The following is a 14148-nucleotide window of genomic DNA, read 5'->3' on the forward strand; positions in this document are numbered from 1 at the left end:
TCCATACAACCTTATTGCACGTAAAATGTACCAAACAACTGCTCCATCACATCCGTCAGCTTCACATTCCATTGCAGGAATACTTGATCTGCTTCCGGTTTGAGAACTGGTGCTGCGCCGTAATATGCCGGGTCGAGAATGACATCATAACCGTCAGCTTCAATCACATTGCTCTGTGCGAGCAACGCCAAATAGGCCTTCATGGCACTAATCAGTGCTTGACGACCCTCTTCGGTATTGTTTACTTTACCGATATACGTATCTTCCGCGGAGCGTTGCAGATCCGTGTTGATGGCGTCCAACACACGAATGGATCGGATTTTTTTCCACGCATTATTCTGGCCAGCGGCTGGAGTTACGAGTGTGTTTACACCGCGAAGTGCCTTCACCTGACGTCCATCATGGAAGAAAATAAATACGCCGTTCTGTACCGCCTGCTCCTGTTCTGCGCGCGTCCAGCGACGTGTCACATCATCGAACGGCGTAGCTGCATAAGTGGTAGATTGGTTCAGACGTTGTCCGGCGATCAGTCCTGCAACATAAGCGGACGTTTCTGCCGAGCTGTAGATTGCATCCCCAAGGCGCACGCCTGTACCAACGTTAATCACACCTTCATGGTTGAGCGCAAGCGAACGTGCTGCCGCTTTTTGTGCTGCTGTAGCAGAGGTATCATCCGCTGCGGAACCGCCAAATACAGCCACCACCGGTTTACCTTCACCACGCACACGTTTCACCCATGCTGCAAAACTCGCAAGCAGAGGTGCATCCGCCGCCTGATCCAAAGCCAAAACGTCGAATTGCTCCCCTTCCAGCGCACCCTGCACAGCAATGTACTCTGCATTGGTCAGGTCATCATTGCCACTTACGCCACCTTTGAATGCCGCACCCGCAACGGTAGCAACTACACCCGCGCCATCACCAATCGCCTGCGCCGTGACCCAGACATTTCGTTCATCCGCATTAATCTCTTTGGCCAAAGAAGCTGCTGAAATATCCGCTGTCAGGAGCGCATACAACATCCGGTTACCTTCAAAAATGCGCACTTCATGCTTCGTATTATCAATTACGCCCGGCTGGATGGTGACGTAGAATCCGTTCGCACGATCCCCCGGATACTTTGCATCCAGTTGCAGCACATTTACATCACCGGAGTCCTTCAGAGTAAGTGTGGCTGCTTTGGCAGCAGCACTTGCTACCCGATAAGCGAGCAACTTCTTCGGCCCACCCAACAGGGCGAGCTTCAGGGACGTATAAGCTGTACCGTTGTCCAGCACATTCGCCGCATACATGCGTTCAATCGCCGCTTCGCTTCCTACTTCAACAAAAGTTCCTACAGGACCCCAGTTGGCCTTGATCGGCACAACAACCGTTCCTCGCGTACCCGCTTGAATGGCCGAGGATGCTGCCGCCTGAAAATTCATATATAAGCCCGGAAGGACCGGACGATTCGTTTGTTCCCAAGTTCCACCTGCCATTATACCTTCACCTTCGCTTTCATAAATTGGTTAATTCGTTCCTGCGTTTCTTCAATGGAAAACGTCTCTTGCGCCGCTTCGTACAGCGCACCGTACAGCACCTCTGCCTTAACGGTAAAGAGGGCTTCTGCATGATTCATCAGTTCTGCCCTTGTATACCGCGGGGCTGTCTGTTTGCCTTTTTTCACTGAGCTTGCCATGGCCATCTCACCTCATTTGTTGGACTACTAATTTCGTGAAACCTTGATCTTATCGCTATGAATTACGAACTACGAGCTACAAACTTGAAGCTTTAAGTTTGACCTATGAATTTTTGATCCTATAAATCTATGAATTTGAAACTACAATGTTGAAGCTATATCAATCTACTCCAAGCTATAATCTGGAACCACTCTTAATAGAAGGTTCCTCTCGACTAACGTTTACTCCATACCTTTGCTATGGTGAATCTCACGAATGAAAGGTACATTCGTACCCGGACGACGAATCCGCTGTTGCAACGTCAGGCGAATCTGACCATTCAGATAAGCATCCGTCTGCAGATCTGCCGTGACCTCATCCACCGTCACATACCGTGTGTTACCTTCGTGCTCTGCGCTCCCCGTTTCAGTGACGGCAAGACGAGATTGCACTGCAAGTTGCGCCACCAACCGAGTAACGGTCTGGCGTGTTAGCACCGAATGATCGGTTAGCACATGCCCAATCCACTGTTGTCGAACCTCCAATGCCGAAGTGCCCGCCACAGACGTGCTGCATCCGGCCAATCGCCATAACACAGACGGCATCTCATATCCACCAGGCCAGGCATCACCATATACCGACCAGTTCGAGCCAAGTTCCTGCTGTGTCCAGCCTTGAAGCGTAGCTAACCATGCGTCCTCTGTTTCAACGAGAGCATTTCCCAAGTCTTCGGGAACATACACTCCGAATCGCAGACTACGCGTAAGCATGCCAGATCCTGCATCCACCCGGTCACAATCTGAAGAACCCAGATAGATGCAAGTGAATGCCCCACCTGCTTCATCCACCAGCCTTACCTGGTGCAACCCTTCGATTAGATGGGCTGACCAAGCTTCCACTTGTTCAGCACCACCATCTTCTGGACGAGTGTATGGTGAAATTTTAATAATCCTTCGATATCCCGCCCAAGCAGACTTCGGCACTTCTTCGGCAAACGCAACCACGGCACAAGGCCCAGCCAACACTTCGCCTGACGCAGGTACATCCAGCACACGACCATCCCAATCTGGAACAAGTACCGCGAGCTTCTGTTTCAGCGTTTTTTTAATGAGCGTACTCACTTTACTAGTACTCACGGCACTGCTAATTTCATTTCTCATAGACACATTCATTTCGCCCCCTTTGGCTGCAAGTTTGAGATCTGCCCACACGATGCAGCGACAGTGCAGCAGCAGTAGACTCCCCCTTTTAACTCAGAGTCTGTATGCTATCGAACCATTACAGGGACTACATTCACCGCATCAAAAAGACCGGCCATTTGGCCGGTCTGTACATTAGCGTATGTGCTTTCGGTGCGTCCCTTGCTAATTGATCCGATAATACAATCTTACTCCCTTTCATCCCTAGCGCGGATGGTGTTCCGTACGACTTCGGTGCGATTAAGGGAGTCGTTCGGGTGGAAAAAAGACGATTCTGGAATCATCCGTTTAACTAATACCTAAGTAAGCTTTAAGATCAAATAATTGATAAATTTATCCAAATACATTAATATTTCATTATCAAATTCGTTGTCGCTTACTTAAAACAGAGAGGAATGCCAATGAGTAAAACATTCAAGATCACTTCACTTGTCGTCTTATCATTTATACTCGAGATATCCTGCTGGGCTTATTTCGGACTGCTTGGTAATCCGCTCAAGAAAAATGATGCTGAACAACAGGTAACCACTTACCTGATCGAACAGAAAGGTTACTCCCCCGAACAGCTTATCGAAGTAAAAGGGACTTACTCCTCAAAAAGTTCTGAAGCACCTTACGGTGCCTCCGTAACATTCGCGGATGAACTCAAAGCGAAGTATCAATATATCATTTTTAACAACGGCGAGATTAAGCAGTACAGTCATACCAGTGATCACCCTAAACATGAGGAGCCCATGATGAGATAACAGTTTAGTTCAGCTTAACCTGCGGGTTCAACGTAATCTCAAACGCACGGCCCCAGATGAAATCGGGATTCGCATATTCCAGCAGCGCACTGCCATACGTGGCATAGGACAATTCGTCATTACAAATCTGCTTAATCGCCACATTGCCTGTCTGGAAGGCTGTTTTATTCGCAAGCGCCGTGGTATACGTCTGCATCAGATCACGGAGCAATGTTTGCAGCTGGGCATAGTCTTCCTCGGAGTTGAACAGCAACATATTTTGATCCGAAAGGGTAGCCACGTTGGTATACAGCGCATGGGCTCGGGAATATGTGCGGATCTCTGCAATCGCTACCGCTTTATAGTAGTAATCCTTCAGAAAACGTTTAAACAACAGGGAGCCATGTGCATTCATTGCATCACGCAACTTATGTTCATGCTTCTCTGTGGTGATCAACGCGTATCTGGACTGTCCCATACCTACGGCAATACCGATCTTGTTGCCCGGTGTATTCCACGCACTGTATCCCAACACCCGTCCGGTATATGGACTGCTCAGCAACGCTTCAGCAACATCAACATTCGCTGGACCTTTCCCCACAAAATCAATCAACACCGAAGGCAGGCCTTGCTCCCCATTCAGCGTCAATTGTTCCAACGCAGCCTGCACCTGATCCAGAGCGGTAATCGCAATAATCTCGATGTCGACGGCTGTGTTCTCTCCGGAATTTCCCGGGTGACCTTTCGTCATACGATCCAGTTCGGAAGCCATATCAAATGGAACAACTTGCTCGACTGATACAGCCACCAGCTGTTCATTATCCACACTAGTCATCGGATCCGTCACCACCTCCGGTTCAGGATATGCCGAATCCACCACAAGCACACCGCCCACAATATCCACGTGACGAACCACATTCTCGTGTACATCCATGTACTCATATGTGTTAATGATGGAGTTTCCGTGAGGACCAAAATATTTCACGCCGTAACGTGTCTTCGCCCCACCTCGGAACAACTGGTTAGCCATGCGAGCAACCAAAGCGTGCCCCAGACCATCCGCATCCGGCAGAATGATAGCACGATCCGGATTTTGCCCATTGGTTCCACCCAGCCATTCATTGATCCGCGCTTCTACATATTTGATTTCATTGATCTGAACCCCCTGGGTGTTAGCATCGTCGACGCCAACCGCGAGGAAATCGATATAACCTGTGCGAGCCAGCTGATCCAAAATGTACAGATTTGTTTTGAATTTATGCTGTCTTGTGTTGTAATACTGTTCTTTATCAAAATAGGTTGTTGTCCCATATTCCACTCCATCCGGAGACAGGTTATATCCTTGAATAATATCTTCAAATTCGGTGTATGTCTGACGCGGCTGCTGCATCAACGCACGGGATTCATTATATGCATCAAGCGCCAAGCCATCTGCAAACGAGGTTGTAGCCAAACGCATGATGGTATCCATTACGAAGACAGGTTTGCGTGGATATTTCTGCTTGATTACGCGGATCACATCCAGCAAACGCGTGGTTTCCTCATCGTATTCAGGATAGGTGCCGCCCCCATCTTCGCGGAGCTGACGACTACCAATCAGACCGCCATAAGCGAGCATATCGGATGAGATAATAAATCCGTCGACTTTGGCAGCATGTTTCAGAATAAAGTCATGAATCTTGGACGGTCTGCCATACACCGGTGTGGAGGTGCCGAGCAGCGTTGTGCCATCTACGGTTTTCTCCGAGTCCAGACGATTCTTAAGATCACTCAGGTTCGGTGTAACGATATGGATACCGGCTGCTTTCCCTTGCACAATCACATCATCCAGATTCGCTGGACGATCATCCAGTGGAACATACAATACTGTTTTCATATCACGTAGCCTCCTGTTATCTATATAAGTTGAACTACAGAATATTTACACTTGCCACTTCGATGACAGAACAACCTTCCGATCGCTGTTATCCCCGGATTTTCTTGATCCACATATAAAGGTAGAAATCCGTGGATAAAGGCGCACGCTCCGCTTCTTCAGGTTATTTCTGTCCTCTTCGTTCTCGTGTAAATCGTTAGTTCAACTTATATATCTAGTCTTTAATACCCGATCAGGGCAAGGATGCAATCACCGAATTCAAAAACCGGCCCCAAGGCCGGTCTGTACGTTAGCGTATGAACTGTCGGCGTGTCTTCCTTGCTGCTGATCCGATAATATCATTTTACTGCCTTTGCCCACTTATGCTGATGGTAATCGGGATGAATTACGCCTGAATGTGGTCGTCTCTATGGCGGCTAATTGTCGGTGATTTTCTAAGGAACACAGGACGTCTTATTTGGCATTCAAGTCCTCTTTTCAAAATGTAAGGAACATCAGACACTCTATTTTCTAAAAAAACCTGACATTAACGCTGAAAATGGCTAATTATTCGTATATAACGTGTCTGAGATTCCTTAGATTTGTATAGATGCTTCAAAACGGTGAATAAGACGTCTCAGATTCGTTAATGCCTCCATACATCTGCTTCGTCTTCCAGTAGCTTTAATGACACGCTCTCTCTCCAGAACCTTCAATATAAAAAAAGCACCTGCCAGCGTTGGCAAGTGCTCTTCATTTCAGTTACTTATGGTTAGTTCGGTAACATTGGTTCCATATGGTTCGGATCGTTAGCTTCATAGTGTTAGTTCCATCCCCTTAGTTCCATCTATGCGATGATATAACGAAAGTTCTCCCATGTTTCCGGTACAGGCTCTCCGTTCTTCGCATGATGATAGAAGCTGAACGGGAATTTGAATACATGACCTCCATTCCAGTCACGGGAACGTCTGTCTGTGAGCCAATACTCCAGCTCATGAGGAAGCGCCACCGACCTTTCCGCTCGTGCTAGTGGCAGTAGATCTACAGGGGATTGCAATGTCGGTATCGCCTGTTCAATATCCACATCTCGGCTTAAGCGCAGTGCCTTCACCATGGTAAGGAAAGGCGGGATACCTTTGTGGAATAATGCCGGATAACCCAGTTCATATAATATGTTAAGCGCATGTCCGTAAGTCAGCATATGACCAATCAGATCATGATGCGCTTCTGCGTGATAGATCGTCTGGAACGCACCAAGTTCATCCAGAATCAGGCGTGACAACTGAACGGGATCTTCAATCTCGGGGAAACCATCACTTTTCTCTGGCTTCAGACTGCGAATTTCTTTCATCGTTGTATTCATCCAGGATCTTCCCGGGATGGTTCGATCGAATGAATCGATCAGTTCAACCAGCCGACCAATCTCATCCGCAGTGCCCCATCCATCCAGTTCGCGAATGGCTTTCAGACTGATTGCCCCGTAGATGGCCTGATGTCCCACCCAGTGCAGCTCTCCAATCGTTCGATCCAACGCGTCCGTAATAAGCGCTTCGGCATCTTCCCTGGGCATCATTTCACCAATCGGAGAGGTCTGACCAGGGCCGATTCCATGCTGGCGAAGCATGGCTTTTGCTTCGGCGGTAACACTGCCGGCGGCAAGGGCAGTGAGACGATTTTCCCGTACCCAAAAATATGCCGCAATCGCACCCGCCCCATAATGGGCGTGCCACAGATCTCCTGTACGCTCCCGACTGGAAACGATAATCGATAGTCCCTCTTCCAACAAACGTCGATCCAAGCTTGCCACCACCCTTCATCATCTGTACACCCATCTGAGAAACAATCCTGGTTAATATAAATAAAGCGTTTACTTCTATAACATGATGGAAATGCTCCACATATGCCCGTTTTGCCCCGGAATGCAAAGTTTAGCCCATTCGAAGCTTGCCTACGTCACGAATGGATATTTCCAGCGGATAAATCTGTGCTTTTTGTTTAGAGAAAAACCATGTCCGATCCTTCTTCACCACAATAAATAAACCATGTACATCTCCTACAGGAGCAAAGGTCTCACTAACCTCATCCCAACGCGTGAGTCCAATCTGCTGAAGCTCATTCACCGTAGACAGAACATCATCCGACACTAATCCAACCTCACATACCTGTACAATGTCTTTAGTGGAGAAGTTATGATCTCTCGTTCTGAATACGATGATGAGCAATCAGCTCGATAATATTACCTCCCGGATCCTCGAAATAGAGAGAATGAGAGTTCCAATTCGTAGAGTACGTCTCATCCCGCTCCCCTTCCTTGCTTAAAACAACACGGGATGCAGCCCACTGTTTCGCTTCTTTGAATCGATTCGTCGGAATCATCCAGGCCACATGATAGAAGGGCTCATGATCCGTCTCACACTGTTTGAATATCATCCTAGTCGATCCAACCTGCAGGTGGAAGGCCTGATCCGTCGCGTTGGACACCTCCATGCCTAACGTAACACTATAAAAATGCTTGAGCTCCTCCAGCCGAGTTGTGTATAACTGTAATTCTTCGATCATCATACGCTTCGCCCCTGCATCTTCTCCCACTCACTCCATGGCACCATGCCAAGTTCAGGCTTCGCTTCATCCGGGAGCATGGCTATGAATTCAAGTGAATGACCATCCGGGTCGGTAAAATATACAGATACCGCAGGCATCCAGCCAAAGACGTACAGTTCACCGATATCATCATTCAGGAAGTTGTGTGTCTCAATCCCTTTGTTCTCCAAGTGAGCCACCGCATGTTTCATATCCTCGAGAGATACATGAAAAGCAAAGTGCTGACGCTGCACCTCGGAAGGTTCCCTTTGCCACAATCCCAGCATGGCATTGCCTTTCCCGCCTATCCAGTAGAAAGAGTTTCCGCGTTCTTTCTGCCCATAGGCATGAGGTAAACCTAGGACTGTTTCATAGAAATGATGGGATCTCTCCAGATCCGTCACGTTTAGATGTGTTTCAAATATACCTGTAATCATGATACTCAACCTCTTTTCCTTCTCCCATTTTCATCTTCGTTCGTTTGTTCTCAACTCATGGTTGAATTTCGCGCATTCGTTAACGTCTGGGCCAGATTCAAAAACGATCCAAGGACCCGCTGCACCCTGTCCTCTATATCCTGACTGCCTTCGTACTCTTCGTATCCGTCAAATGTCGCTTCGAATCGTCTACGCTGTGCACCCCCAATGGAGATCCATTCTTGGGCATTGATTCCATGCAGATTGCGAACAATCGCTTGCAGTTGTAAAAGCGAACTTACCCCTACGGCTCCGCCAGAGGAGCTGATGGACAGGACGGGCTTGCCACTGAAATGAGCCTGGCTCAGGTGATCCAGTGCATTTTTGAGCACACCGCTAATACTGCCGTGATACTCCGGTGTAGACAGGATGATCGCATCCGCAGCGAGCATACGTGTGTTCAGGTCTGCCAGATGTTCGTGATCCGCTTGTTTCTCATCTGGTGCATAGAATGGAAGGGGAGTCTGATACAGATCAAACAGGCTGGCCTGATGTCCCTGACCCCGAATAATCTCCACCGCATATTCCCCCAGACGTGTACTGGTTGCATTATTCCGATTGCTGCCTGCCAAAATAATGATATTCATTCATGTCACTCTCCTTGGTTTTATTGTTTCAAACGCTAACGTTCCTTCAACCGATCCGTCTTTGACTATCCTTATCTTACCTTTGTTCCGCGGCGAATTCGTCAGCAGATAGACTTAACTTGAAATGCAAAAAACTCAACCTTTAGGTTGAGTTTATACGACTTAAGTCTGAATATATGTCGGAATTGGTCAGACGACCCAACCGTTTCTCACGGCATGAAGAGCCGCTTGCGTCCGATCCGCCAGACCCAGTTTGTCGAGCAGATGACTGACATGGGTTTTGACCGTTTTTTCGGTGATGACCAATTGTACTGCAATTTCCTTGTTGCTCAGCCCTTGAGCAATCAGCCCCAAAACCTCTTGTTCACGGCGAGTAAGCACATCCAGACCACCAAGGGCTACTTCAGAGGATTTCACCACCTGCTTCAGCTCTTGAACTTGACTATCTGCTGACTGATCTGCCGTTATATGCGTTGATATCTGTCCGTTCATCGACCATTCGGATGAAGCCATCACATGCATCAATTGACCCGCTGCCGCAGGATGTAATTCCACTTGACCTGCATGCACATTGCGAATAGCGACGGCCAGATCCTCCGGTTCAATATCCTTAAGCAGATATCCTTTCACCCCGGCGCGCACAGCAGGAACCACATGATCCTGATCGGAAAACGAGGTGAGTACAATGATTCGTGTTGCTGGCATTAACGTACGTAGCCGTCTGGCTGTTTCAATTCCGTCCATGACTGGCATATGCAAATCCATTAATACCACGTCAGGTTTTAATGCTTCCGCCTGCGCCAGTGCTTCCTGCCCGTTCGATGCTTCACCCACAACCTGCATGTCTTTCTGTGTGGTCAAAAAAACGTGCAGCCCTCGTCTCACCATCGCATGATCATCTGCTAGCAAAATCGTAATCGGCATCTCTTCTTCCCCCTGACTTTATACAGATTCGAACGGAAGTGGAATGACTGCCGTTACTGTTGTTCCCTTGCGGGAAGAACTAACTATTTCTAACCTGCCTCCAAGCGATTCAGCCCGTTCCTTCATAATGGACAGGCCAAGTGAACTTCCAGACGATACTTTTGGCCTTTTGGCACCGCCTATTCCCTGATCTGTGACGGTGAACACCACTTCTTGATCACTTAACTTGAGAGTGACCTCAGCAGAAGGAACATCAGCATGTTTCCGTATATTATTCAGTGCTTCCTGCCCGATTCGCCACAAGGCTTCTTCTATATTACGGGGCAAAGATTGCATTCCAGTACGATCCACCACGACTTGAAGACCCTGGCTGAGCCCATATTCCTGTAGCGCATGGAGCAGCCCTGCTTCCAGTCCAGCGGGACGGAGCTGCATAATCAATGCGCGCATTTCCTTGAGAGCTTCCTGAGACAAAGCCCGAATATCCTTCATCGCTTCCGCTGCCGGGTGCAACTGTTCGGATGAGGACAACATACTTTCCGCACCTTTAGCAGTTAACGAGAGTGAAAATAGAATCTGATTAACCGAATCATGCAGATCGCGAGCCAACCGGTTTCTCTCTTCTAGTCGTGCCAGTTCACGGCGATTCTCCGCCAGCTTCAGACTCTCCCAGGAGGCCGCAATATGCTCGGCCACTGCCTCCAGCACTTCAAGGTCTGCCTGTACAGGATCTGCTGCTCCTATTCCGATCACCAGGATTCCCGCTTCACCTGGCGTAGGGTACGGAAGGCGAGCAGCAATCGCCGAGGCAATGGAATTTATAGTCTGGTCAGGCTCACACAGAGTAAATATCTCAGCAATCTCTACATTAGATAGAGATGTAGCACGGTGACTATGGATTACTCGATTCATGTGGTTTGCCCCTTCTGAAGATACCAGCGCACTGGATAACGTTCGAACCTTATCATCTGCGTAGACTGCCTGCAAAACGAATATTCCGTTTCTCTGCTGAATCATGGCGGCAAAAGGCCAATCATAATGCTGCCCAAGCAGCTGTACAACTTGTAACGAAAAGGCATCAGAATTGCTGCATTCGTTCACCGCAATACCCAAGGTCGTGCTGAAATCCCCCAACTTGGCATACAGATCAGCTCGTTGCTGCTCCGCACGATACAATCTCATCCGTTCCATCGCACTACCAATCTGGTACGCCACGCCCTGTAACAGTGCCAGTTCACTATCGCTAAAATGTTCCTTGGCTGGCGCAGCCACGTTGAGCAAGCCCAGCATTTTATCACCTGACCGCAGCGGAACGGTCGCATGGTGGGTAATATCGTGGGTATCTCCCCATTGGAATTCCACGGCATCCTCCAACCGTTTACAGTTAATGATGTTGACCGCATGATTCAGACGACCATCCCTGAAGCGGTTCACACACCAGCAGGTACCTGTGCGCATGGGCTCTTTTTCTTTACGTAGTAATGCCGGGGGCAGATTGTAATCCGAAACACAGGTATAGTCTCCACGCTCATTAATCAGAAACATCCAGCCTGCGGTTAATCCGGTCAACTCCAGCAATTTGCCGATCACGGTATCCAGCATGAAGTTCAGATCATTGGACGTATTGAGCGTTTCTGCGATTGTCTTGAGCGTGACCATTTCCTGCATTCCGACTTCTTCTGACATGGTGGACTTCTCTCCTTTGGCTAATGCCAACTGTGGTTTGTTCAACTATTGTAACCAATCCACCCTGGATATTAAAGGATCAACTTCTTCATTCGCTTACTCACTCAGCCCAGCTTCTGCCGCTCTTTGCGAGACACAGACAAAGGCTCCATATTAATCAGACCACGATCTGACAGAGCCAGCGCCATTTTGTAGAAAGCACGCGTACGAATCTTCGTATACGTATCCTTGCTGACAGGTGGATCAAACACATGGTTATACACTTTATAGTCAAACACATCATCGTCTTTCAGATATCGCTCACAGACGAGTACACGCTCCTTCTCACTCAGCCGGGACACAATAAAATCGATCGTATCGCAGTAGGCCTGACGCGCACGCTGCACGTCCACATTATAGATCGCCGTTCTGGCCGTGGAATCCCCCGTCACATTGGTTGCACCATGGAAGCGCTCGGCATAACTTGCCGTCACCATAACCTCTCGTTCTTCAAATGCAATCGTTTTATAGATTCGATATTTCTCCAGCGCAGCTTCGACAGCCGTTTGCGTTTTGCGTCGATCCAATTCGGGCAGCATCAATTCCATTTTTATCTTCCTCCTTCAGTATTCTCTATCAACTACATTTCTAATAGTTTCATATGATCACTGCGATGACAGAACAACTTAGTCAAACATCTAACGGTCTCATCTCCAGCATTTCTTCTCATCATTCAAATCCATCGATCGTTCACATCATATTGTTTTGCCATCGTTCTTTGCACGATCGCAAAATGCTCTTATTCATAGAGTTGTTCAATTTCCAAAAATAATAACGACATTTCATTAATTTCTTTCTGTTGCCTTTTGGAATAACTTCAAACCGCTATAATCCTGGGAATTTCATTATTCAGAAGGTCATCCCAACAATTCCACTGTATCTAAACGTTACATTTTGTTCGTATAGTGTTCGTATTTATATTTGAGGATACCACTTTCTGGAGATCGGAGTAAACCTTCATTTTGGTTCATTTTGACGATAAAATAAAACCTTCGCTCTCATTTCCTATGCCTTTTGGCATAATTGTTTCATATCTCTTTACCTAATGGTATATATACGTTATAGTACTGTTTAATTAATGAACTTCCGTATAAGTCATTTGATTTTTATAAAGAAGCCACCGAGATTTTTCGGGGACTTAGGTATGTATCACGCGCAAACATAGTGAAGGAGACGGAATCGATTCTGAAGAAGCAAAGCGTTCGCCTTTATCAACGGATTTCACCCTTTAGGAAAGGGAAACAGGAAATCCGGGGATAACAGCGATCAAAAGAACGATCCGAATCCGGAACGGCGCATAGAACGCACATCTACCTCCCCACATCCAACTATCTTCTTTATAATTCAAGCACTTGTACGAATCGAAGGAGTTGGCATACATTGTGGAGCACGCTTTTGGTCCTTATATGAAACAACTGCGCGAGCAACAAGGATACAGCATCAACCAGCTCGCCGAAGCAGCCGGAATAAGCAACTCACAGATCTCACGTATTGAAAATGGGGTCCGGGGTGTGCCCAAACCAGCGACCATCCGCAAGATTTCAGATGCACTCTCAGTGCCCTATACAGAGATGATGAAACATGCCGGTTATATTGAACCCGGGAGTGCCCCTGAACTTCAGGACGTACCGGAATGGGCTACATACAAAGACCGTCGCGATTTCAAAAAGATGCTGGAAGACGATGATGATCTGATGTTTGACGGCATTCCACTCGATGAAGATGACAAAAAACGAATTAAGGATGTGCTGACAGGTCTGTTCTGGGAAGCCAAACAGATGAATAAACGCAAAAAGACGGACGACTCGGACAATCGCCCATGAGGCATGACCAACTGAATTTAATGAGGCAGCAGGTGAGATCATATGGATGACATCGTAACAAAACTGATTCGAAAACACCGGACCAACTGCCCGTTCAGCATTGCCCGTGCGGTTGGCATACAGATTCGATTTACCAATTTGGGAAAATCCACCAAAGGACTGTACTTTCGGAAACTCCGGCGCAGGTTTATTGTCATACACAATGATTTGCCGCCGGAATGGCAGCGGTTCGTGTGCGCCCATGAGCTTGGCCATGATCGGCTTCATAAAGGAATCAATCGATTCTTTCTGGAGGAGCATTCCTATTTTGCACCAGGCAAGCTCGAACGACAGGCTAACCGTTTTGCCATTCAATTGCTAACCTCCGGCGTGATGCCCGAACCGGAAGAATCTTTGGAGAAATTTTGTTTACGTACCGGACTGCCGCGTGAAGCGCAGCATTTTTTTTACACCTTTTGAGAACATATGTTCCTTCATGGTGTTATTGCTTCTCTATTTTCCATTAGTAGATTTACATGTCACTTTCAGGTTACTTATTTTTACGTAATTCGCGAGATTTCCACATAATAGTCTGTTAAAATACTACATGAGCTATGTAA

At 47.5% G+C, this 14148-nt stretch carries 15 protein-coding genes; 3 read left to right on the plus strand and 12 right to left on the minus strand.

Translation table 11 applies throughout. From position 1 onward, the window contains the following. Positions 1–11: 11 nt before the first annotated feature. The 3 genes from MHH93_RS09425 to MHH93_RS09435 form a co-directional block, all read right to left on the minus strand. A complete protein-coding gene (locus tag MHH93_RS09425; protein ID WP_500053831.1) occupies positions 12–1475 on the minus strand; it encodes a phage tail sheath subtilisin-like domain-containing protein in 1464 nt (487 codons plus the stop codon). Further along, on the minus strand, positions 1475–1675 hold the full coding sequence (locus tag MHH93_RS09430; RefSeq protein ID WP_500053832.1) for a YqzN/YkzM domain-containing protein: 201 nt from the start codon (positions 1673–1675) through the stop codon (positions 1475–1477). The genes MHH93_RS09425 and MHH93_RS09430 overlap by 1 nt, the downstream gene beginning before the upstream one ends. A gap of 222 nt (positions 1676–1897) precedes the next feature. Beyond that, a complete protein-coding gene (locus MHH93_RS09435; RefSeq protein WP_500053833.1) occupies positions 1898–2821 on the minus strand; it encodes a hypothetical protein in 924 nt (307 codons plus the stop codon). 434 nt (positions 2822–3255) lie between these two features. On the opposite strand from MHH93_RS09435, the gene MHH93_RS09440 reads away from it, so the two are divergent. After that, positions 3256–3600: a DUF3139 domain-containing protein gene (locus MHH93_RS09440; protein ID WP_500053834.1), complete on the plus strand. Its 345-nt coding sequence runs from the start codon at positions 3256–3258 to the stop codon at positions 3598–3600. A gap of 4 nt (positions 3601–3604) precedes the next feature. Here the strand turns inward: MHH93_RS09440 and MHH93_RS09445 are convergent, their stop codons facing one another. The 9 genes from MHH93_RS09445 to MHH93_RS09485 all read right to left on the minus strand — a co-directional run bounded on the left by MHH93_RS09445 (position 3605) and on the right by MHH93_RS09485 (position 12274). Next, positions 3605–5455 (minus strand): DUF4127 family protein, encoded by a 1851-nt coding sequence (locus MHH93_RS09445; RefSeq protein WP_500053835.1) that lies wholly within the window; start codon positions 5453–5455, stop codon positions 3605–3607. An 826-nt stretch (positions 5456–6281) separates the two neighbouring features. Next, complete coding sequence (locus tag MHH93_RS09450; RefSeq protein ID WP_500053836.1) at positions 6282–7241, minus strand: hypothetical protein; 960 nt, start codon at positions 7239–7241, stop codon at positions 6282–6284. 121 nt (positions 7242–7362) lie between these two features. Further along, entirely contained in the window at positions 7363–7578 is a 216-nt protein-coding gene (locus tag MHH93_RS09455) for a hypothetical protein (RefSeq protein ID WP_500053837.1), read from the minus strand. 43 nt (positions 7579–7621) lie between these two features. Then, a complete protein-coding gene (locus MHH93_RS09460) occupies positions 7622–7996 on the minus strand; it encodes a VOC family protein (protein WP_500053838.1) in 375 nt (124 codons plus the stop codon). Then, positions 7993–8451 (minus strand): VOC family protein, encoded by a 459-nt coding sequence (locus MHH93_RS09465; protein ID WP_500053839.1) that lies wholly within the window; start codon positions 8449–8451, stop codon positions 7993–7995. The genes MHH93_RS09460 and MHH93_RS09465 overlap by 4 nt, the downstream gene beginning before the upstream one ends. A gap of 50 nt (positions 8452–8501) precedes the next feature. Then, on the minus strand, positions 8502–9077 hold the full coding sequence (locus tag MHH93_RS09470) for an NADPH-dependent FMN reductase (RefSeq protein WP_500053840.1): 576 nt from the start codon (positions 9075–9077) through the stop codon (positions 8502–8504). 189 nt (positions 9078–9266) lie between these two features. Beyond that, a complete protein-coding gene (locus MHH93_RS09475; RefSeq protein ID WP_500053841.1) occupies positions 9267–10001 on the minus strand; it encodes a response regulator in 735 nt (244 codons plus the stop codon). An 18-nt stretch (positions 10002–10019) separates the two neighbouring features. Next, positions 10020–11687, minus strand: coding sequence for a GAF domain-containing sensor histidine kinase (locus MHH93_RS09480; protein ID WP_500053842.1), 1668 nt, complete (start codon positions 11685–11687; stop codon positions 10020–10022). A gap of 104 nt (positions 11688–11791) precedes the next feature. Next, positions 11792–12274: an ArpU family phage packaging/lysis transcriptional regulator gene (locus MHH93_RS09485; protein WP_076209562.1), complete on the minus strand. Its 483-nt coding sequence runs from the start codon at positions 12272–12274 to the stop codon at positions 11792–11794. Positions 12275–13105: 831 nt separating this feature from the next. Here MHH93_RS09485 and MHH93_RS09490 point away from each other — a divergent pair. Both MHH93_RS09490 and MHH93_RS09495 read left to right on the plus strand, forming a co-directional pair. Continuing rightward, positions 13106–13549 carry a helix-turn-helix domain-containing protein gene (locus MHH93_RS09490; protein ID WP_500054095.1) on the plus strand — a complete coding sequence of 148 codons (444 nt, stop codon included), beginning with the start codon at positions 13106–13108 and terminating at the stop codon, positions 13547–13549. Positions 13550–13591: 42 nt separating this feature from the next. Continuing rightward, positions 13592–14008 carry an ImmA/IrrE family metallo-endopeptidase gene (locus MHH93_RS09495; protein ID WP_440387329.1) on the plus strand — a complete coding sequence of 139 codons (417 nt, stop codon included), beginning with the start codon at positions 13592–13594 and terminating at the stop codon, positions 14006–14008. The last annotated feature ends 140 nt before the right edge of the window (positions 14009–14148 follow it).

It is taken from the genome of Priestia sp. FSL H7-0729 (assembly GCF_038005685.1).
In the GTDB taxonomy this organism is placed as follows: Bacteria; Bacillota; Bacilli; order Paenibacillales; family Paenibacillaceae; genus Paenibacillus.

Coding starts and splice junctions, on each gene's coding strand:
- MHH93_RS09425 (WP_500053831.1), bottom strand. CDS start 1,475: ATGGCAGGTGGAACTTGGGAACAAACGAATCGTCCGGTCCTTCCGGGC.
- MHH93_RS09430 (WP_500053832.1), bottom strand. CDS start 1,675: ATGGCAAGCTCAGTGAAAAAAGGCAAACAGACAGCCCCGCGGTATACA.
- MHH93_RS09440 (WP_500053834.1), top strand. CDS start 3,256: ATGAGTAAAACATTCAAGATCACTTCACTTGTCGTCTTATCATTTATA.
- MHH93_RS09445 (WP_500053835.1), bottom strand. CDS start 5,455: ATGAAAACAGTATTGTATGTTCCACTGGATGATCGTCCAGCGAATCTG.
- MHH93_RS09460 (WP_500053838.1), bottom strand. CDS start 7,996: ATGATGATCGAAGAATTACAGTTATACACAACTCGGCTGGAGGAGCTC.
- MHH93_RS09465 (WP_500053839.1), bottom strand. CDS start 8,451: ATGATTACAGGTATATTTGAAACACATCTAAACGTGACGGATCTGGAG.
- MHH93_RS09470 (WP_500053840.1), bottom strand. CDS start 9,077: ATGAATATCATTATTTTGGCAGGCAGCAATCGGAATAATGCAACCAGT.
- MHH93_RS09475 (WP_500053841.1), bottom strand. CDS start 10,001: ATGCCGATTACGATTTTGCTAGCAGATGATCATGCGATGGTGAGACGA.
- MHH93_RS09480 (WP_500053842.1), bottom strand. CDS start 11,687: ATGTCAGAAGAAGTCGGAATGCAGGAAATGGTCACGCTCAAGACAATC.
- MHH93_RS09485 (WP_076209562.1), bottom strand. CDS start 12,274: ATGGAATTGATGCTGCCCGAATTGGATCGACGCAAAACGCAAACGGCT.
- MHH93_RS09495 (WP_440387329.1), top strand. CDS start 13,592: ATGGATGACATCGTAACAAAACTGATTCGAAAACACCGGACCAACTGC.